Annotated in this window: 18 protein-coding genes; all 18 read left to right on the top strand. The window is 53.8% G+C overall.

The genetic code is table 11. The features are described from left to right. Positions 1 to 6: 6 nt before the first annotated feature. Complete coding sequence (locus BM412_RS20070; protein ID WP_256256499.1) at positions 7 to 837, top strand: hypothetical protein; 831 nt, start codon at positions 7 to 9, stop codon at positions 835 to 837. Between the two features lie 7 nt (positions 838 to 844). Continuing rightward, entirely contained in the window at positions 845 to 1,138 is a 294-nt protein-coding gene (locus BM412_RS20065; protein ID WP_091222293.1) for a EutN/CcmL family microcompartment protein, read from the top strand. After that, positions 1,138 to 1,479, top strand: a complete 342-nt coding sequence (locus tag BM412_RS20060; RefSeq protein WP_091222288.1) for a BMC domain-containing protein — start codon at positions 1,138 to 1,140, stop codon at positions 1,477 to 1,479. The genes BM412_RS20065 and BM412_RS20060 overlap by 1 nt, the downstream gene beginning before the upstream one ends. Continuing rightward, positions 1,479 to 1,937, top strand: coding sequence for a EutP/PduV family microcompartment system protein (locus BM412_RS20055; protein ID WP_371264839.1), 459 nt, complete (start codon positions 1,479 to 1,481; stop codon positions 1,935 to 1,937). The genes BM412_RS20060 and BM412_RS20055 overlap by 1 nt, the downstream gene beginning before the upstream one ends. A gap of 9 nt (positions 1,938 to 1,946) precedes the next feature. Then, on the top strand, positions 1,947 to 3,407 hold the full coding sequence (locus tag BM412_RS20050) for a sensor histidine kinase (RefSeq protein WP_091222283.1): 1,461 nt from the start codon (positions 1,947 to 1,949) through the stop codon (positions 3,405 to 3,407). Between the two features lie 19 nt (positions 3,408 to 3,426). Next, complete coding sequence (locus BM412_RS20045) at positions 3,427 to 3,951, top strand: ANTAR domain-containing response regulator (RefSeq protein ID WP_371264844.1); 525 nt, start codon at positions 3,427 to 3,429, stop codon at positions 3,949 to 3,951. Positions 3,952 to 3,963: 12 nt separating this feature from the next. Then, positions 3,964 to 5,460: an ethanolamine ammonia-lyase reactivating factor EutA gene (locus BM412_RS20040; RefSeq protein ID WP_091222277.1), complete on the top strand. Its 1,497-nt coding sequence runs from the start codon at positions 3,964 to 3,966 to the stop codon at positions 5,458 to 5,460. 4 nt (positions 5,461 to 5,464) lie between these two features. After that, the gene (locus tag BM412_RS20035; RefSeq protein WP_091222275.1) at positions 5,465 to 6,829 is read left to right on the top strand and encodes an ethanolamine ammonia-lyase subunit EutB; all 1,365 of its coding nucleotides are present in this window, start codon (positions 5,465 to 5,467) and stop codon (positions 6,827 to 6,829) included. Between the two features lie 21 nt (positions 6,830 to 6,850). Then, positions 6,851 to 7,798: an ethanolamine ammonia-lyase subunit EutC gene (eutC, locus tag BM412_RS20030; protein ID WP_091222272.1), complete on the top strand. Its 948-nt coding sequence runs from the start codon at positions 6,851 to 6,853 to the stop codon at positions 7,796 to 7,798. A 208-nt stretch (positions 7,799 to 8,006) separates the two neighbouring features. After that, positions 8,007 to 8,891 carry an ABC transporter permease gene (locus tag BM412_RS20025; RefSeq protein ID WP_091222985.1) on the top strand — a complete coding sequence of 295 codons (885 nt, stop codon included), beginning with the start codon at positions 8,007 to 8,009 and terminating at the stop codon, positions 8,889 to 8,891. A 13-nt stretch (positions 8,892 to 8,904) separates the two neighbouring features. Beyond that, positions 8,905 to 9,780: a carbohydrate ABC transporter permease gene (locus tag BM412_RS20020; protein ID WP_256256469.1), complete on the top strand. Its 876-nt coding sequence runs from the start codon at positions 8,905 to 8,907 to the stop codon at positions 9,778 to 9,780. A 153-nt stretch (positions 9,781 to 9,933) separates the two neighbouring features. Beyond that, complete coding sequence (locus tag BM412_RS20015) at positions 9,934 to 11,541, top strand: extracellular solute-binding protein (protein WP_091222270.1); 1,608 nt, start codon at positions 9,934 to 9,936, stop codon at positions 11,539 to 11,541. 120 nt (positions 11,542 to 11,661) lie between these two features. Further along, positions 11,662 to 12,696 (top strand): response regulator, encoded by a 1,035-nt coding sequence (locus tag BM412_RS20010; RefSeq protein ID WP_091222267.1) that lies wholly within the window; start codon positions 11,662 to 11,664, stop codon positions 12,694 to 12,696. Continuing rightward, positions 12,693 to 14,546: a cache domain-containing sensor histidine kinase gene (locus tag BM412_RS20005; protein WP_091222265.1), complete on the top strand. Its 1,854-nt coding sequence runs from the start codon at positions 12,693 to 12,695 to the stop codon at positions 14,544 to 14,546. The genes BM412_RS20010 and BM412_RS20005 overlap by 4 nt, the downstream gene beginning before the upstream one ends. A 30-nt stretch (positions 14,547 to 14,576) precedes the next feature. Then, entirely contained in the window at positions 14,577 to 15,344 is a 768-nt protein-coding gene (locus BM412_RS20000; protein ID WP_091222981.1) for an SDR family NAD(P)-dependent oxidoreductase, read from the top strand. Between the two features lie 68 nt (positions 15,345 to 15,412). Beyond that, positions 15,413 to 17,716: a DUF4962 domain-containing protein gene (locus tag BM412_RS19995; RefSeq protein ID WP_091222264.1), complete on the top strand. Its 2,304-nt coding sequence runs from the start codon at positions 15,413 to 15,415 to the stop codon at positions 17,714 to 17,716. A gap of 27 nt (positions 17,717 to 17,743) precedes the next feature. Then, entirely contained in the window at positions 17,744 to 18,058 is a 315-nt protein-coding gene (locus BM412_RS19990; RefSeq protein ID WP_091222979.1) for a cupin domain-containing protein, read from the top strand. A gap of 237 nt (positions 18,059 to 18,295) precedes the next feature. Next, a complete protein-coding gene (locus tag BM412_RS19985) occupies positions 18,296 to 19,600 on the top strand; it encodes a glycoside hydrolase family 140 protein (protein WP_091222261.1) in 1,305 nt (434 codons plus the stop codon). The last annotated feature ends 107 nt before the right edge of the window (positions 19,601 to 19,707 follow it).

Here is a 19,707-nt window from a genome sequence, read left to right as displayed (position 1 = left end):
GTGGAGATGAAGCAGCTGGTGGAATCGATCGTTCGTGAGCTCGTCGGCGCGATGCGGGTACAAGAGGCAGAGCGGCCTCCCAAAGTGCTGTACATCTTCTGCGACAGCACGGCCCACGAAGCGTATCGGGATCATTTTATCCTGCTGCAGAAGAATGGGATTCATTACGATCGGCTGTTTCTCGATGGAGTAACATCGGGATGGCTTGGCATGCATAAAGTAGAGTCAAGCGGGCTTGGCAGAACGATCGCCGTCGACGAATCTGCGCCAGCTCCGATTGAAATACCAATGGACTATAACGGCATCGTTATCCCGGAGATCGACTTAGGCGATGCCGGACGAGTTGCGCTTGGCATGAAGGGGACGGTGAGGTCGGAGATTATATTCGCGGCGCTCGTGACGGGGAAGTTCGTGGTGGTAGGCGACGACGGTTCCGGACTCTCGCGTTCTGATCGGCGCACGCTGAAGGAATTGACTTTGCCGATGCCCTATCAGAAGCTGTTCAGCTACTATAAGAGCGAAATGCACATGTACGGCGTTGAATTCGCTCCGGCAAAAGAACTGGCGGAATGGGTGGTACGACGAGTTGGCCACGCAGCTGTTGAGATGAATAGCAGCATATGCCACGAGAATGTCGAAGTCACCGCCGCCGAATCGCCGCCAGCGTGTACCGAGTTCTTCGATGGGAAATTCCTATCCGCCGATTGGGTCAGTCAGCAGACAAGAAATAGGCGCATCACGGCCATTCTCGTGAACAGAGGGACGATTGTCTCGCCGCTTGCCAGAGATGTGCTGAGAGACAAAGACATCGTTGTCCAAATCCGGGATGAAGGGTGAGCAGCCAATGTTCTACGGGAAGGTAATCGGAAGCGTCTGGGCGACTCAGAAGGAGGAAGGGATGGACAATCTGAAGCTGATGGTTGTACAGCCCATTGATTTCACCGGCCATGCGCAAGGGGCAGCGGTTATCGCCGTTGATCGGATCGGGGCTGGGGTAGGCGAGCATGTCATTATATCTCGCGGGAGCCCGGCAAGAGCGCTGTTCGGCGGCAAAAATGTCCCGATCGACGCCATGGTTGTCGGCATTGTCGACAGCTTCGACGTCGTAAAGGCGCAAGATGGATCGGAGGATGAATGATGGAGCCACCGAAGCAGCGCGTCATCCAGGAATATGTGCCGGGCAAGCAGCTGACGCTTGCTCATGTCATCGCGAATCCCGATCCGATGCTGTACACGAAGCTCGGCATTGAAGAAGCGAGCGCCATCGGCATTCTGACGCTGACGCCGACGGAAACCGCCATTATCGCCGCAGATATCGCGACGAAGGCAGCGCATGTCAGCATCGGCTACTTGGACCGTTTCACGGGATCACTCGTCATCGTCGGCGAAGTATCGGCCGTCAGCATGGCGATCGAAGCGGTGAATATTTTTCTGGCGGAGAAGCTGGCGTTCACCATTGCGCCTTTAACGAGATCCTGATGATGACGGCCGCGAAGAAAATTATGATCATCGGCGCCATTGGCTCGGGCAAGTCCACGTTGATTAAAAGGCTGTTCGGCGAGCAAGATCCCGCAAGGAAGACGCAGTCGCTCGTTTATCGGGATTGGCTGATCGATACGCCTGGCGAATACAGCGAGAACCCGATCTTTTATCGCGCATTAATGGCTACTTCGTATGAGGCATGTGCTTTGGTGCTCGTTCAAGATGCGACGCGGCTGCGGAACTATTTTCCGCCCGGATTCTCTAGCGGATTCCCAATTCCGGCTATCGGTGTCATCACGAAGCTGGATGCGGTAGGCGCGGATGGCGACAGAGCCGTCAAGCTGCTGCGGCAGTCGCTCTCCGCGGGGAGCGAAATCTTCTTCACCTCATCGTTGCAGCTTCAAGGGATCGAGGAGCTTCGCGAGAAGCTTCGTTCATTTGCGTTTAAGGAGTGACCTGCGGTGATGGGGATGGTCAGGGAGCTATGCGGAAGCCATACGACGATGCCAATCGATGACATGGAAACGATTGAGGATTTGGCGCGCCATCTGCAGTGGATTGCCGATGCGTCCCAATCCGATGCTTTTATAGATTGCCCGCTCGCCGATGAGCGCACGGCGCTCGTTGTTGCGCAGGCGCATCCGACGACTGCGGCTTCGCTGTACAAGACGTCCGTTGTCGGTCAATTTGCCCATTTTCATAATGAGCCTGCCGTTATGTTCTGCCTCTTGTCAGGTAAACCGATGCTGGGCTCACGCGGTACCTCGCAGGAAGGGATCGCCATGCAGCAAAATGTCGTGCCGATCCGCTCCAAGCGAGGCAGCGTCATTGGCGCGCTAATTCTGGAATCGGATATATCCAAGCATGTCGAGCAAGAGCGCAATGTCGAGCGATTGCTGGAGTCGAACGAGCAGTTGGGCGAAACGCTGCTTTCGCTTGCCATGTCCGAAGGCGGGATGCAGTCCTTGATGCAAGAGGGGATTGTGCTGTTCGATGATCGCCTCAAGGTGACCTATACGAACGCTCAGGCGCTCAAGCTGCTTCAGGAAATCGGTTGTTCCGGCTCTATTGCTGGTAGCTCAATAGACGAGATGTTTGGCGGCCAATTAAGCAGCATCGCGATGCAGGAGCATACCGGCGTCTTCCGCAGCGAATTCCAGACGAAGCATGTGGCTCTGGAGTTGAAAGCCGTATCGCTGCAGCGGGATCATGGCATGGTAGGCGGCTTTATTCTGATTCGGGATTTGACGGAGCTGAAGGAGAAGGAGAAGCAGCTTCTCGTCAAGTCGGCCGTCATCAAGGAAATCCATCACCGGGTCAAAAATAATCTGCAAACGGTAGCGGGCCTTCTGCGGCTGCAAATGCGAAGAACGAAACACGAGGAAATTCGGCATGTCTATCTGGACAGCATCAATCGGATCAACAGTATTGCCGTCATCCACGAGATGCTGGCTTTCGAAGGGGTGGAGACCATTCCATTCCATGACGTTGCGGCTCGAATCGTGAAGACGATCATCTCTTCTTCCGTCAAACCCGATCAGCGGATAACAACGCATGTAGGCGGGGATGAACTGATTTTAGCGGCAGAGCAGGCGATGACACTTGGACTTGTCCTGAACGAGCTGGTGCAAAATTGCGTCAATCATGCTTTCGTGGAGCGGAGCACAGGCGAGATTGAAGTTTCGCTGCAACGGCTTGGCGATGATGGACGAGTTCGGGTGTCGGATACAGGGTTAGGGCTGCCTGACGATGGAGCTGCTTCGGCAGCGAGAAGCGGTCATATCGGCCTGCAAATTTCGGAAACGCTAGTGAGCGAAAATCTTGGCGGCACGTTCGAGCTGTCTTCCGGTCCGTTTGGAACACAGGTTGAGATCACATTCCCGCTTAGGAGGATGAACGGTGAGCAGGACGATTGTTATTATTGACGATGATCCGATCATTCGGATGGACATTCGCGAGATGCTGGAGGAAGAGCATTATTCCGTTGTCGGCGAAGGGAAGAACGGACAAGAAGCGATTGAGCTTGCGGCGAAGCTCAAGCCCGATCTTGTCATTATGGATGTGAAAATGCCGGTGATGAACGGGATCAAAGCTTCGATGATCATTCGCAGCATGCAGCATTCTTCGGTGCTGCTGCTTACGGCGTACAGTCAGAAGGAGCTGGTGCAGCAAGCGCGCGACGCCGGCGTGATTGCCTATCTGGTCAAGCCGGTATCGGAGGCGGATTTAATTCCGGCTGTTGAAATCGCGTTAAGTCAGAAGGCGGCGATAGACGGACTCAAGCAAGATATCCGTCAGCTTCAACGAACGCTGGAAGAGCGCAAGCTCATCGAGAAGGCAAAAGGAATCCTTATGAAGCGGCACGGACTGGATGAGCCTGCCGCTTATCAGCGTATCCAAGCCCACAGCATGACGGAGCGAATCCCGCTGCCGGAGCTGGCTGTACGCATCATCGAACACGGCGGATAGGGGCGTGCCGCCATGGAGGATCAGTGGATCACGAGTGTCGGCATCGATATCGGAACGAGTACGACGAAGATGATCGTAAGCCGGTTGCGGCTGAAGCGCATCTCGAGTTCGGTTTCGATTCCGCGTTATGAAATTGCGGAGCGGCAGCTGGTATATGCTAGCCCGATGTACAGCACACCGCTGATAGGTAGGGATCAGCTCGATGCGGACGGTGTCTGGGCCATGATTACGGCGGAGTATCAGCATGCCGGCATCAATCCTGCCGAGTTGAAGACAGGCGCCGTCATCATTACGGGTGAGACAGCGAATAAGAGAAACGCGCGCGAGATTGTTCAGCGGCTTGCGGAGCGTTCCGGCGATTTCGTGGTAGCGGCGGCCGGCGAGGAACTGGAAGGGCTGCTTGCAGGACGGGGAGCCGGGGCGGATCTGCGCTCCATGCAGATCAAAGGAGCGGTAGCAAACCTGGATATTGGCGGCGGTACTGCGAATGTGGCGATATTTCGGCGGGGGCGGCCTATTGGAATGGTAACGTTTCATGTCGGCGGCAGATTGATAGAGCTTGATAAGAACGGGATGGTTACGGCGATATCGCCGTCTATTCGACCCTGGCTCACATCAAGAGGGTATGCGATCCAACAGGGACAATCGCTCAGCTTCGGCGATGTGGCGGAGCTTTGCCAAGACATGAGCCGCAGTATGCTGGATTATTTGGCAGGCGGTGGTTTAACGCACCTAGCGAAGGATGCGGATGCCGCGCTGAAGGAGCTCCTTGTTGGTGGTGAGCCGATGGATGGAAGCGGCCTGCCGCAGCTCGAGGAATGGATGGTTTCGGGCGGCATCGGACGATTGACGGAGCTTCCGAAACCGACAACGATTGCCGAGGTTGCCGCGTATGGCGACATCGGGCCGTTGCTCGCGCATGAGCTCAAGGAGGCAATGGCTCATTACGATATCGCGCTGGGCAAGCCGAATCAGACTGTGCGAGCGACCGTCATCGGTGCAGGCATGCAAAGCACGGAGATAAGCGGAGCTACGATCTATCTCGAAGCACCGCACCCCTTGCCGATTCGAAACTTGCCGGTATATCGGCTTGATGAATTGACCGATGAGATTCTCGCGAATCAGAACGCGCTTATGGCGATGCTGGCAGCTGCAATGCGAGTAGGTGCAGGGCTTTATGACAAGGAAGCTTCGATTCCTTTTGCGCTTGCTATGCGGGGGATGAATGGGATCTCCTACGCTTCCGTACAGCGATTGGCCGAGGCGATCTCCCGAAGTTATTTGGACTATTTTGCTCCTGCTGAGGTAGTGGTCGTCGTGTGTGAGCATGATATGGCACAGGCGCTCGGACAATCGCTCCGGAAGCGGCTTGAGAAGCGGATGTCCGTTATTTGCATTGATCAAATTCCGGTGATGCATGGCGATTATATCGATTTGGGGGAACCTCTGCCGGGTATGATGCTGCCTGTTATGATCAAGACGCTTGTTTTCCGGCCCGAGGGGGGATAGAAGGATGAAGCTGAAGACGAACCTGTTCGGCAGAAGTTTTCAATTCCATAATTTGAAAGCCGTGATGGCGAAGGCCAATGAGGAGAAGTCCGGCGATCAGCTGGCGGGAATCGCTGCGGAGGATGCCAAAGAGAGAATGGCCGCGAAGCTGGTGCTCTCCGAGCTGACACTCGGCGATATTCGCGATCATCCGCTTATTGCTCCCGAGGGGGACGAGGTGTCCCGGGTTATTGAGGAAGCGGTTAACGAGCGGATCTTTGCCGAGATTCGCAATTGGAGCGTCGGCGAGCTGAGGGAATATCTGCTGCGGCAGGATACCGGTCAAGAGCAGCTCCGTCGCCTGAGCCGAGGCTTAACGAGCGAGATGATTGCCGCCGTTACGAAGGTGATGAGCAATCTGGATTTGATTCAAGCCGCTTCGAAGGCGGAGATTATTACGAGCTGCAACAGCACGATGGGGCAGCGAGGCGTTCTCGCCGGGCGGGCGCAGCCGAATCACCCCGCGGACCGCATTCAAGGCGTAAAAGCTTCCTTATTCGAAGCGCTAAGCTACGGCATCGGGGATGCCGTCATTGGCGTGAATCCGGTCATCGATACGGCCGACAGCGTGAAGAGCCTGCTCGAAGCGACGAAGGAAGAGATGACCAAGTGGCAGATTCCCACGCAGAACTGCGTCTTGGCCCATGTGAAAACGCAAATGCGCGCCATTCGCGGCGGTGCGCCGGCGGATCTGATGTTCCAGAGCTTAGCCGGCACCGAGAAAGGGAACAGCGCGTTCGGCATCAGTGTGGGGCTGCTCGATGAGGCGCATGAGCTGATTCATAAGGAGGGGACGGGAGCGGGGCCGAACCTGTGGTATTTTGAAACCGGGCAAGGGTCGGAGCTCTCCGGCGAAGCTCATCATGGCATCGATCAGGTGACGCTCGAAGCCCGATGTTACGGGCTCGCCAGAAAGTATCGGCCTTTCATGCTCAATACGGTCGTCGGGTTCATCGGCCCGGAATATCTCTACGATAGCAGGCAGGTGATCCGGGCTGGGCTTGAGGATCATTTTATGGGGAAGCTGCATGGACTGCCGATGGGCGTCGACGTCTGTTACACGAACCATATGCAGGCGGATCAGAATGATATGGATAATCTGGCTGTGCTGCTTACGGCTGCCGGGGTGAATTTCATCATCGGTGTCGCGATGGCGGACGATTGCATGCTTAACTATCAATCTACGAGCTACCACGATATTGCGACGCTGCGGGAGACGCTGGGGCGAAGGCCGGCACCGGAGTTCGAGAAGTGGCTCGTTCGAATGGGACTGATGGAGAACGGCAGGCTGACGCCGCTGGCAGGCGACCCCAGCCTCTTCATGATTTGAGCGCAAAAGGAGGAAGCGGGCATGCATTCAAAACTATCCGTGGAGCAGCTGGTTGATCGCGTCATGGCAGAACTGGAGAAACGCATCGCTCCGTCGCCGTCGATATCGCCGACCGAAATATCGCAGTTACAGTCACAGTCACCGGCGCAGTCACCATCCCCACCTCCATCGCAGCCTTCGGAGGACAGAGGATCTGTTGGTGATCCAGTCGATGGCTTAACGGTGGAAGATGCGTTCGACGGTCCTCGTACAGCTCATATACCGAATCCCAAATGGGAGGAAGGGATGTCGGAGCTCATCGCGAGCACGCCTGCACGTATCGGCGTATGGCGGGCGGGCACGCGTCCGCTTACGAGGGAGTGGCTCCATTTTCGCTGTGACCATGCCGCTGCGGTGGATTCCATCTATGGGAGCGTCAGCCAGTCGCTGCTGGATGAATACGGGCTGTTTACCGTCGAAACTTGCTTCGTAAATACAGAGAATTACTTGAAACGACCAGACATGGGCCGCGTCATTACCGAAGAAGGAGTTCGGGTCATCTTAGAGAGATGCAAGCGGCGGCCCCAGGTACAAATCGTCGTCTCCGACGGACTGAGCGCGAACGCAGTGACGGCTAATCTCGCGGATGTTTATCCCTCACTGCTAGATTCACTCAGCGAACGGGGTCTCTCCACCGGGACAACGTTCTTCGTACGCGGAGGACGGGTTGCCGTGATGGATCATATTGGGGACCTGCTGGAACCGGAGGTACTGGTCTTACTAATTGGGGAAAGGCCTGGACTCGTCTCTTCGAAGTCGATGAGCGCCTATATGTGTTACCGCCCGCGTGCGGGAATGATCGAGAGCAGCCGAACCGTCTTATCCAACATTCATGCCGGAGGGACCGCGCCCGTCGAGGCAGGAGCCCATATGGGTACAATCGTCCGCAAAATGCTGGATCAGCGCACGAGCGGCGTGCATCTGGAGTAGAGAGCCTTCGACCCACCGAACCAGTGGTGTCGAAGGCTTTTTTACTGCGCTTTTCGGAATATCGATATCCTCGGCACTGGATTCGGCAACCTAAAAAAAACACAAGCGCTATTAAAGCGATTCCATTGTTGGCTCCCGCGTTGAAACGCTAGGATGAGAGTAGGCAGAAACGATAATCACGAGGGAGGGACGGCTATTGTTCGGTTTCATGTGGAAGTACCGGACGTTATATCTGATTTCAATTCCGGGCATCGTCTATTTCATCGTCTTCAAGTATGTGCCGTTGCTCGGCTCGGTCATTGCGTTCCAGAACTATAATATCTTCTCCGGATTCGGCGGAAGCCCCTGGGTCGGATTCCGGCATTTCGAGCGCATGTTCCAGCATTATGACTTTCTGCGGATTTTGAAAAACACGCTCATTCTGGGATTTCTCGATATTCTGATCGCCTTCACGGCACCGATTATACTTGCGCTGCTGCTCAATGAAGTCCGGCTAGCCGTGTACAAGAAGATTGTCCAGACGATCGTTTACGCGCCGCACTTCCTGTCTTGGGTCATCGTGAGCGGGATCTTCGTCGGCATGCTTTCTCCGACTTCCGGCATCGTGAATGTCATTGTCGGCTGGTTCGGCATCGAGCCGATCTACTTTCTGGGCGAGGATTCCTATATACGGGCCATCTTGGTCGGCTCGGGGTTGTGGCGCGATGTAGGCTGGGGCACGATTATTTACTTGGCTGCGTTGACCGGAATCAACCCGGAATTGTATGAGGCGTCGGAAATCGATGGCGCAGGCCGCTGGAAGCAGACCCTCCGGATCACGCTTCCATCTCTGCTGCCGGTCATTACGGTGCTTTTCCTGCTCAAGATTGGGGATTTCATGGATTATGGCTTTGAACGCGTCTTTGTTTTCCAGAATCCGCTGAACATTACAAATAGCGAAATCTTGGACACGTATATTTACAAGGCCGGCTTGAAGCAAATGCAATACAGCTATGCCACTGCCATTGGGCTGTTCAAATCGGTCGTGGGTTTGGTCCTGCTTGTGATCGCCAACACATTAAGCCGCAAGGCAACCGGAGAATCGTTGTATTGAAGGAGGGGTGGCCGTGATTCGGCGCGAGCATTGGAGCAGGAAGCTGTTTCTCATCGCAAACTATTTGGTCTTAACAGGGCTGTCGCTAACGATGCTACTCCCTTTTCTAAATGTGATTGCTCAGTCGTTTAGCGGAGCGGCGGCGATTGACCGCGGGGATGTCATGTTCTGGCCGGTCGACTTCACCCTCAATTATTACCGCTACGTCTTCGATGACGTCTCGATTTGGCGGGCATTCGGGATTACCGTTTATATCACAGTCGTCGGTACACTCATTAATCTGACCGCTACTTCATCCTTGGCCTATCCACTGTCGCGGGCGGAATACGTTGGACGCAAATACGTGCTTCTGTTTGTCTTGATGACGATGATCTTCACGGCGCCGCTGATCCCGCAATTTATTCTGATGAGGGAAATCCATCTGATCAATACGTTGTGGGCGCTTATGATTCCTACCGCGATCAGTGCGTTTAATATGATCGTGCTGCGGTCGTTCTTCGTCCAAATCCCGACGGAGCTGATCGACAGCGCCAGGATTGACGGCTGCGGCGAAATGAGGATACTCTGGAGCTTGATGCTCCCGTTGTCCAAGCCTGCACTGGCGACAATCGGCATCTTCTATTCGGTAACAAACTGGAACAAGTACATGGATGCCCTGTATTATTTGAACGACAGAAGGCTGTACCCGCTGCAGGTGAAGCTGCGGGAGCTGCTCATTAACGATGACCTGGTCGATACCGGTAATTTACCATTCGATATTGCCTCCCAATCGGTACAAGGGGTCCAGATGGCCGTCATTCTCGTGGCGACTTTGCCGATTATCATGCTGTATCCGTTCATGCAGCGTTATTTTATTAAGGGGATGCTGATCGGTTCTATCAAATCTTGATAATGAGATTATGAATCAGAAATATAGAAAAATGACAAACGAAGCCAAACAAACTCCATTGTGGCCGTGCATCGTTCGTACCTATACTGAGGTTGAGTTTTGAAAGCGCTCTACTGATCGATAAACGCCGACTGAGGAGATGAGGGGGATTTTATGAGAAAGCTTGTCGTATTAGCCACGGTTGCCGCACTATCCATCTCGATGCTGTCATCCTGCTCAAAGAATAACAACAATGAACCATCCCAGGCAGCGAATACGCCGGCAAACTCGGCGACTGCAACGAACAACAAAGAGGAAACGCCGGCAGCAGCGGAACCGACCAAATTCTCGATTTCCATGCGGACGCTGAACGTCCCTTACGTGGAACAGAATCCGGACATTAATAAAGACAAGTACGTGCTCCAATTGGAGAAAATGACGAACACCGATCTCGATATCCGGCTTATTCCGCATAACGAGTATCAGGACAAAATGATTCAAATGTTCGCGACGAACGACATTCCGGACGTTGTCCAGGGCAGCGGCGGCATTAGCGGCCAAGAGCTTGGCGGCGCCGTGCAAAGCGGGGTGTTCCTGCCTCTGAACGATCTGCTCAAGGAACATGGCCAGAATTTGCTCAAGTTCCTTCCACAAGCTGCATGGGATCGATTGACGGATGCGAAGACAGGCAGCATTTACGGGATTCCGGAAGTGCTGAGCAATCCATCGAGACGGGCCACTTGGATCCGGACCGACCTGCTGGAGAAAGCCGGCAAACCGATTCCGAAGACGGTGGAGGAAACACTTGATGTGCTGCGGGCGTTCAAAGAGCTCGGCGTTGAGCATCCCTACATGGGCCGCAAGAACTTCAAATACGCGGACACGTTCTTCGGTTCGTATGATGTGCTTGGCTATTTGAACCAATTCAAGCAGTTCCCGGACGGTAAAGTGAAGCCCACCTTCTTCGATGACGCAGCAATGAAGAAAGCCATCCAGACGTACAAAACGATGTACGACGAAGGCTTGATCAGCAAAGAGTTCGCTACTATCGAAAGCGCGGACTTCAAGAGCATCATCACTAGCGGCAAAGCAGGTATGTGGTCGATGAATGCCAACGAGCTTCCGATCTGGGGCACGCAGCTTACAACAAACGTTCCCGGCGCGAAAGTTGCACTCATTCCTTCTCCGGTTGGCGATGACGGGAAAGGCGGTTACGCCCACTATAACCCGGTTACGCGGTCCTACTTTATCAACGTGGCTGCTAAGGACAAAGCGGCTGACATCATCAAGTACTTCGATTGGATGGTCAGCGAGCAAGCGCAGGAGTTCTTCAGCTACGGGATCGAAGGCGAAGATTATAAGAATGATGGCGGCACGATTACCTACACGCCTCCTACAGATGAGGAAGGCACGAACAAGCAGCGTTACTTGAACTACTGGCTGTGGATGGTACAGGATACGACGTACAACAAATTCATCGCCGAGCTTTCGGAGCCGGGCAAACAAATGGTCGATGCATTTGATAACCTGCTGACGAAGGAAGGGCGCAGAGGCATCGAGTTTGATCCAAGACTGGAAGCGTTCATGAATTATCCGGATTTGAGCCCGCTATCCGATCAGCTTCCGCCTCTGGTGCTTGAGCATGTGCTTAAGATGGTTTATGGCAAAGAGCCGATCGACAATTACGGCAAGGTGCTGGAGGAGTATCTTTCCAAGGGCGGCAACGAAGTCATTGAGGAAGCAACTACCCGGTTTAATAGTAAAGAAAACGCTTTCGAGTAACGCTCGCGATGCACTAAAATGACAGTAAGAGACTCGGATGCTCCTCCTGCTTGGCTGGGGGAGCATCTTGCTCCATAACCGGATTGCCGACTGAAGACGGCAATCAAGGAGGACACAGCTATGTACCGCATCTTAGTCGTCGATGATGAACCCATGATTCGCAAAGGGCTGCAGAAGCTGATCGGCGAAGCCGATCCTTCTATTTGCCATGCCGAAACGGCAGACAACGGACAGGATGCGCTTATGAAAATAGCGGCGAACCGTCCCGACCTGCTGTTTACCGATATTAAAATGCCGAAGATGGACGGTCTGGAGCTTTGCCGCCGGTTGAATGAGCAGTATCCTGACCTGCCGGTCGTCATTATATCGGGTTACGGAGATTTCGAATATGCCAGGCAGTGCATGTCTTTTGGGGTGAAGGAATATTTGCTGAAGCCGGTAACCAAAGCGGCTGTGAGCCAAACGGTTGCGAAAATGATTGCCGGCCTCGAAGCGCAGCGGCAAGCTGCCTATATTCCGCTGAAGCTGACGGAAGAATGGCTGGATCGGCTGCAGGACGGCATCTGGTTTTTGCGCTCCGAATCGATTCAAGCCGTGATCGCGAGCATGGAACAGTACTGCGCGATGTGCAAGTTCGACGCCCAGATGGTTGGAGAGCTGATGCAAGAGCTCTCGGGTAAACTGGCGGATCGGCTAAACGCGCGCGATGTGTATCCGTTCGAACGGCCGCTGCGGCCGGCGGACCGGGAATCGGCCGCGATCACCTGGCTTGGGGAATCGGCAACCTTGATGATGGAGCAATTGCGTTCCAAACGAAAAGGCAATCTGAAGGATCCGGTCGAGGAAGCCAAGCGCTATATCGAGCAGCATCTGGGCCGTGAATTATCGCTTGAGGAAGTGGCCGACAAGCTGGGCCTGAATGCTTCGTATTTCAGTCAGTTGTTTAAGCAAATGACGAATGAGACGTTCGTGCAATACCGGACGAAGCGGCGAATGGAGAGAGCGAAACGGCTGCTATCGATGCCGCATCATAAGATTACGGATGTATCTGCTGAAGTCGGATTTGCCGATCATCCGCATTTTACAAAGACCTTCAAGAAATACAGCGGGCAAACGCCGTCCGAATACCGGGAATCGCTGGGGATTCGCGGATGAAGCTAAGTTTATCGCGAAAGCTGTTTCTCTATTTTCTGATCGTCATCCTGTTCTCCCTGTCTACAGTCGGGATCTTCACGTACCTGAAATCTTCGGCTGCTATCGATAAGCAGGTCGAGCGCTATATTTCTACGGTAATCGAGAATGCAGGGGCACAAACCGACCAACAGCTCGAAACGTTCGAACGGGTAAGCAATTCGATTTTATCCCAGCAGTCCGTCAAACGGTTTCTGGATATGGACCCCTCGGATAGCTACGAGTATTACCGGTTTGCCAACGGCATTCGTCAGGATGTGTTTCAGAAGATATTCATCACGTATCCGACTCAGATTCACATGATTTACATATTGGGAGAGCATGGACGGTCCATCTTCGATCAGAATCAAAGCTTCTCTTCGCTTACGGTCGACCCGACGAACCGGTACGAGGAATTGAAAGCGAAGACGCCCGACAACGGCAAGATTGCAATATTGAACACGGCGCTTATGAATGGCGAGCGTGTCGTTACGATCGCCCGGAAGATCAGGGGTTATTCCTCTTATGCAGTGAAAGGCATTCTTGCGATCGAGCTGAACGAAAGTCAGTTGGCGACGTTATGGAACAATGTCGATCTTGGCGAGAACGGTTTCTTCTTCATTCTCGATTCGGAAGGGTCCATCGTATACGCACCGGTTGCCGGCACGAAGAACGAACTGGCCAAGACCGGGCTTGCGAAGCGAATCGCAACCGGTGAGAATACGCGCTTCATCGAGAAGATGAATGGGAAGAAGATGCTAATCGTCTCGCATAAATCTACTTATTCGGGCTGGAGCCTCGCAGTATCGATGCCGCTTGATGAGCTGCGTGAGCCGATCTCCGGTATTCGCTCGACGATCGTAACGGTTGGTCTTGTGACGCTTGTAATCGCGTTATTCCTCGCCTTCCGGTTTGGCAATTCCATTGTTCGTCCCATTCGAACCCTTAAGAACGGGATGCGCGAGACGGAGAAAGGAAACTGGATCAGCATCGAAAGCAAGCAGCGGGATGACGAGATTGGCGGTCTCATTCACAGCTACAACCTCATGGTAAGCCGGCTTTCGGACATGATTGAGCGGGTGTACGATACGGAACTTAGCAGTCAGAAAACAAAGCTGCAGCTGCAGGAAATCGAGCTGGAGCGGCATAAAGCAGAGTTCCAGGCGCTGCAGCTGCAAATCAATCCGCACTTTCTGTACAACACGCTGGAGACGATCAATTGCTATGCGATCGTGCAGGATTCCGATGAAATTTCCGAGATGGTCGAGGCGATGGCGTTCATGCTGCGCTACTCGATTCAGACGAACCTCGAAGAAGTGACGCTGGCTAACGAATTGAATCATGTACGCAATTATATGATCATCCAGAAACATCGCATCGGTCATGATTTCGAAATTGAAGTCGCTACCCCTCCGTCGCTGCTGCTGTCGGGGATGGTCAGGCTGACGCTGCAGCCGATCGTGGAAAATATTTTTCAGCACGCGTTTGCAGATGGGTTCGAGGCTAAGCATTTCATCCGCATCGATACCCGCCTGGAAGAGGGCGAGTTGCTTGTCCTTGTGGAAGACAACGGTGTGGGGATGACGGTGGAACAGCTCGCTAAATTGAGAAAGAGATTGGATCGGAACCGGTTGATAGAGGTGGAGACGGCAAACCATGGACGGCGCGGAGGCATAGGATTGGTGAATGTTCATCGGCGAATCCAAATGGTCTACGGCGATGAATTCGGACTGCGCGTCGACAGCTCGCTTGGCGTAGGAACGCGGATCGTGCTGCGCATGCCGCATGAGGTTCGCTCGCTTACGAAGCCGGAGCTTAAGCAAGAGCCGGCGTAGGCATAACGAGAAGAAGGGAAGGCGATGGGGATGGCAATCGATTTGACAGGGAAAGTCGCGCTCATAACGGGAGCGAGCGGAGGCATTGGGCGAGCGATAGCGGTTTCGTTGGCCGCATCCGGAGCGAAGGTGGTTCTGAACTATCTGAACAGTAAGGAGGCTGCTGAAGAGGCAGTTGCTGTGATTAAGCATCAAGGCGGAATGGCGATTGCCATTCAGGCAGACGTCTCAAAGGCGGAAGAAGCGCAGCGGCTGGCAGCCGAGTCGGAGCAAGCCTTCGGCCAGCGGGTCGACGTGCTGATCAACAATGCGGGACATCTCGTGCAGCGTGTACCCAATAAGGACATGACGGAGGAAGTATACGAGCAAATTATGGATGTGAACCTCAAGAGCGCCGTGTTCGTTTCGAAGGCGGTTATTCCGGGCATGAAGGCAGCCGGAGGCGGAAGTATCGTGAACTTGACGTCGGTAGCTGCTCATAACGGAGGAGGACCGGGTGCTTCCATTTATGCTGCGAGTAAAGCAGCCGTGCTCGCTTACACGAAAGGGTTGGCCAAAGAGGTTGCCGCCAGCGGCATCCGCGTTAATGCGATATCGCCCGGATTTATCGGCAATACGGCGTTTCATGCAACGTTCACGTCTGCTGCAGCAAGAGAAGCGACGATTCAGAGCATACCCCTTCGAAGAGAAGGGACGCCGGAGGATGTGGCAGGCGTTGCTCTGTTTCTCGTTTCCGAATTGTCAGCCTATCTGACCGGCGAGACGATTGAGGTAAACGGAGGCATGTTCATGCGATAAGAAATTTGGGAAATAGAATCAAATCAGAATCAGAGTCCACCAACGACGAGCGAAAGTGAGGGATTGGCATGTCCAAGCTATTCGAACCGGTCAGCGGATTATTGACCGTACCTTACGAACCGAATGAGGCGACCGAGCTGCGGGAGAACCCGCCGCGATTCACTTGGATGCCCGCAAAGCCGGAGGAGGACCGGTATGTGCTGCAAGTTTCTACTTCCGAGCATTTCGAAGCGGATCGGGCGGAGACGATCGGACCTATCCCCTTTAACTTCTATACGCCGGATCATGTCTATGAGCCGGGCGTCTATTATTGGCGATATGCTTTACTGGTAGAAGGGGCGGCCTCGCAGACGGATTGGAGCCAGGTAAGGACGTTCTGCGTGCCGGCTTCTATTCCGGCGACACCGCTGCCCGCGCCGGAGAGCAGGTACGCCGAGACTGGTACAGCTCATCCTCGGCTTTGGCTTGACGGTGAACGAGTTGAAGCACTTCGTGGCCGTATACGAGAGGATGCTTCGACCTGCGGATTTGATGTCTTCTACGAGAAGTCGGTCAGGCCTTGGATGGAACGGGAGCTCATCGCCGAGCCGGAGCGATACCCGGATAATAAACGCATCGCGAAGCTGTGGCGCCGGATGTATATGGACTGTCAAGAAACGCTGTATGCGATTCGTCATTTGAGTGTAGCAGGTGTATTGCTTGAGGATGCACATATCGTGGAGCAGGCTAAGCGTTGGTTGCTGCACGTGATCTCCTGGGATCCGCAAGGAACGACTTCACGGGATTATAACGATGAAGCTGCTTTTCGCATCGCGCAAGCCGTGGCTTGGGGATACGATTGGCTGCATGGATTCTTGTCGGAGGAGGAGCGGGGAGCGGTTCGGGCAAATTTGCTTGTCCGCACGGAACAGGTTGCTTTTCACGTAATTGAACGCTCTCGCATTCATCGTGTTCCTTACGACAGCCATGCGGTACGGTCGCTTTCTTCCGTCCTTGTGCCGTCATGCATCGCCATGCTGCATGAAGAACCGAAAGCCCGGGAATGGCTGGATTACACGCTGGAATATTACGCGTGTTTGTACTCTCCCTGGGGCGGACAAGACGGCGGATGGGCGGAAGGGCCGATGTATTGGACGACAGGCCTTGCCTATCTGATCGATGCTTTTAATCTCATTCGGCAGTATGTCGGCATCGATTTGTTTGAGCGGCCTTTCTTTACGAGTACCGGCGATTTCCCGCTATATGTACATAGCCCGGATACGGTGCGAGCAAGCTTCGGCGATCAGTCCACGCTCGGTGAGCCTCCGAGCCTGAAGACCGCGTATAACATTCGCCAATTCGCAGGTTTAACGGGCAACGGGCTGTACCAGTGGTATTACGAGCAGGTCAAAGAGCGGGATAAAGACGCCGACAGTAAGTTTTATAACTACGGCTGGTGGGATTTCCGGTTTGATGATTTACTTTACGCTCACGATTATCCGGCGGTCGAGCCTCTGACTCCTGAACCGGGGAGGATTGAGCCGGTCAAGTGGTTTCGAGATGTCGGCTGGGTAGCCTTTCATCGGAGGATGGACGATCCGAGTGAGCATATCCAACTGATCGTTAAGAGCAGTTCTTATGGATCGATCAGTCATAGCCATGGAGATCAGAACGGCTTCCTGCTTCATGCCTTCGGTGAGCCGATTGCCATTGATAGCGGCTACTATGTTGCGCATGGAAGCACCATGCACCGCAATTGGCGGAGGCAGACGATTTCGAAAAACAACTTGCTTATCGATGGGAAAGGTCAGTACGCCGGCGCAGATAAAGTGCTTTGTAAGGAAGCCTATGGCGTCGTGCAAGAAGTCTCATCGAAACCGGGATATGCGAGTGTCCGAATGAACGCGACAGAGGCGTACCGAGAGACGGTGCCGTATTTGAAGCAATTTGTGCGTGAAGTGTATTGGCTGGACGATACGTATGCCGTTATCGTGGACACAGTTGACCTGGAGCAGCCGGGCCGCGTGACCTGGCTTATGCATACTCTTCATCAGATGGAGCTGAAAGGGCAAACGTTCCGTACGATCGGAGACATGGCGGAAATGGATGGTCGATTCGTGTATGCCTCGTCCGGCGAACTGACGCTTCGTCAGCATGATCAGTTCACCGATGTGGATCCTTCCGAATACGAAGGGCTCGCAAACCAGTGGCATCTGATGGCTGAAACGAAGGAAGCGACGAACCATCGTATCGTCACGCTGTTAGTGCCAATGAAGAAGGGAGAAGACAAGTTCGTCTCCTATTTCATTGACGACCAGGATCATGGCATTCATTTATACTTCACGAATGAAGACGGCGTAACGCGTATGATTGCGGTGCCCAAAGCATACTGATGAGCCGAAGGAGGGACTGAATTGATCATGAGCAACATCGGAATATGGGAAGCGGCAGAGCCGGGCGTGAGGCGCAAAATATTACGCGCCGATGGCGGTCTGATGATGATGGAAGTGCATTTCGAGAGCGGCGCGGAAGGCTATGAGCATGACCATCCGCACGAGCAAATGTCCTATTGCCTCAAAGGGGCTATGGCGTTCATAATCGATGGAACGGAGACGGTAATCAGGCAAGGCGAAACGATCTATATCCCGAGTGGTGCCAGGCACGGTGCAAAGGCGCTGGAGCCGTCCGCGCTGCTGGACACGTTTACGCCGATCCGTCAGGATCTGTTGAAGTAAGACCTATACGACAAGATGGAAGAAGCTCGGTGTTCGCGGCAGGTCTCGTGAATGCGGGGCTTCTTTTTGATGAAGGGAGAAGAGTTGTTTACTCTACCGATCGCTCTATTGTTTGCTCTACTAATCTCCCAATTAAACTATTGTATACATATTGTGTACAGAATTGATATATGATAGGCTGAGGATACAGCTAGAAGATGCCGATCAATAACCTATACCAGGAGCGTGAGTAAGAGGATGTCGAGCACGTTGCAGCAGTTGAAGGTCAGCGATAACAAGAGGTTTTTGATGCAAGCGGACGGTACGCCGTTTTTTTGGCTTGGGGATACGGCCTGGGAGCTGTTTCATAGATTAAACCGCGAGGATGCGGATGAATATTTAAGAGGCAGAGCAGAGCAGAAGTTCAATGTGGTACAAATCGTTGCACTTGCCGAGTTCGAGGGACTGACCGTCGATAACGTTTATGGACGTCGTCCGCTGAAGCAGAATGCTGAAGGACACTATGACCCGACTTTGCCTGATTTGGACGGAGACGATAACTATTGGAGCCATGTCGATTATGTTGTGGACCGCGCGGCGGAGTACGGCATTTATGTAGCATTCCTGCCGACATGGGGCGATAAATACAACGTTGCATGGGGCAAGGGGCCGGCGATCTTCAACGGGGACAATGCGAGAGTATACGGACAATGGCTGGGTGAGCGGTACAAGGATCGTTCGAACATCATCTGGGTGCTTGGCGGTGACCGTCCATTGCAAACCATCGAGCATTTTGAGGTTAATAATGAACTGGCTGCTGGCTTGCGGGAAGGCGATGGCGGGCGTAATCTGATTACCTTCCATCCGTGCGGCGATTCATCCTCTTCGCGGCATCTGCATGATGCGTCGTGGCTGGACTTCAATATGATTCAATCCGGTCATCATGAGCGGATTCGCGTAAACTATAAGCATGTGAAGGCGGATTACGAGAGATTGCCGGTGAAGCCGACATTCGACGCAGAGCCTTGTTACGAGGATCATCCGGTTAACTTTAATGCTGTTAATGGCTACTTCGACCAAGCGGATGTACGGACAGGGGCGTATTATGCCGTGTTCTCCGGCGGTTTTGGCCATACCTATGGGCATCATTCCATTTGGTCGATGACAACGAAGCCGGAGCCCTATTTCATTATGAACTGGCGACAAGCACTCCATCGTCCGGGCGCACAGCAGATGCAGCATGTGCGGGGGTTGATCGAGTCGGTGTCCTTCTTCGACCGGGTACCGGATCAAAGCTTGATCGCCGAGAACTACGAAGGCGCCAACTACATGGTCGCTACTCGCGGCGAAGATTATGGATTCATCTACGCCCCTAACGGACTCCCATTCCGCGCGGCGCTTGGCATTCTGAAAGGGAGCCGTGTTGCAGCATCCTGGTTCGATCCTCGGACAGGGGAGTACAGCGCTATCGGCGAGTATGACAACAGCGGGGAAGCAACGTTCACGCCGCCGATCAGCGGCAGAGGGAATGACTGGGTGCTGGTGCTTAAACCCGCGAAATAAGATTTCGGCATCGCTGTTCCTGCACTCCTAAATCCTAATCTATTAAATGCCTGTCATTATGCCCCCGCGGCACGGTGACAGGCATTTTACCGTTTCGGTGCAAATGG

Origin of the sequence: Paenibacillus sp. BC26, from assembly GCF_900116125.1 — a bacterium.
In the GTDB taxonomy this organism is placed as follows: Bacteria; Bacillota; Bacilli; order Paenibacillales; family Paenibacillaceae; genus Paenibacillus_Z; species Paenibacillus_Z lignilyticus.
This window is presented reverse-complemented; position numbering and strand designations above follow the sequence as displayed.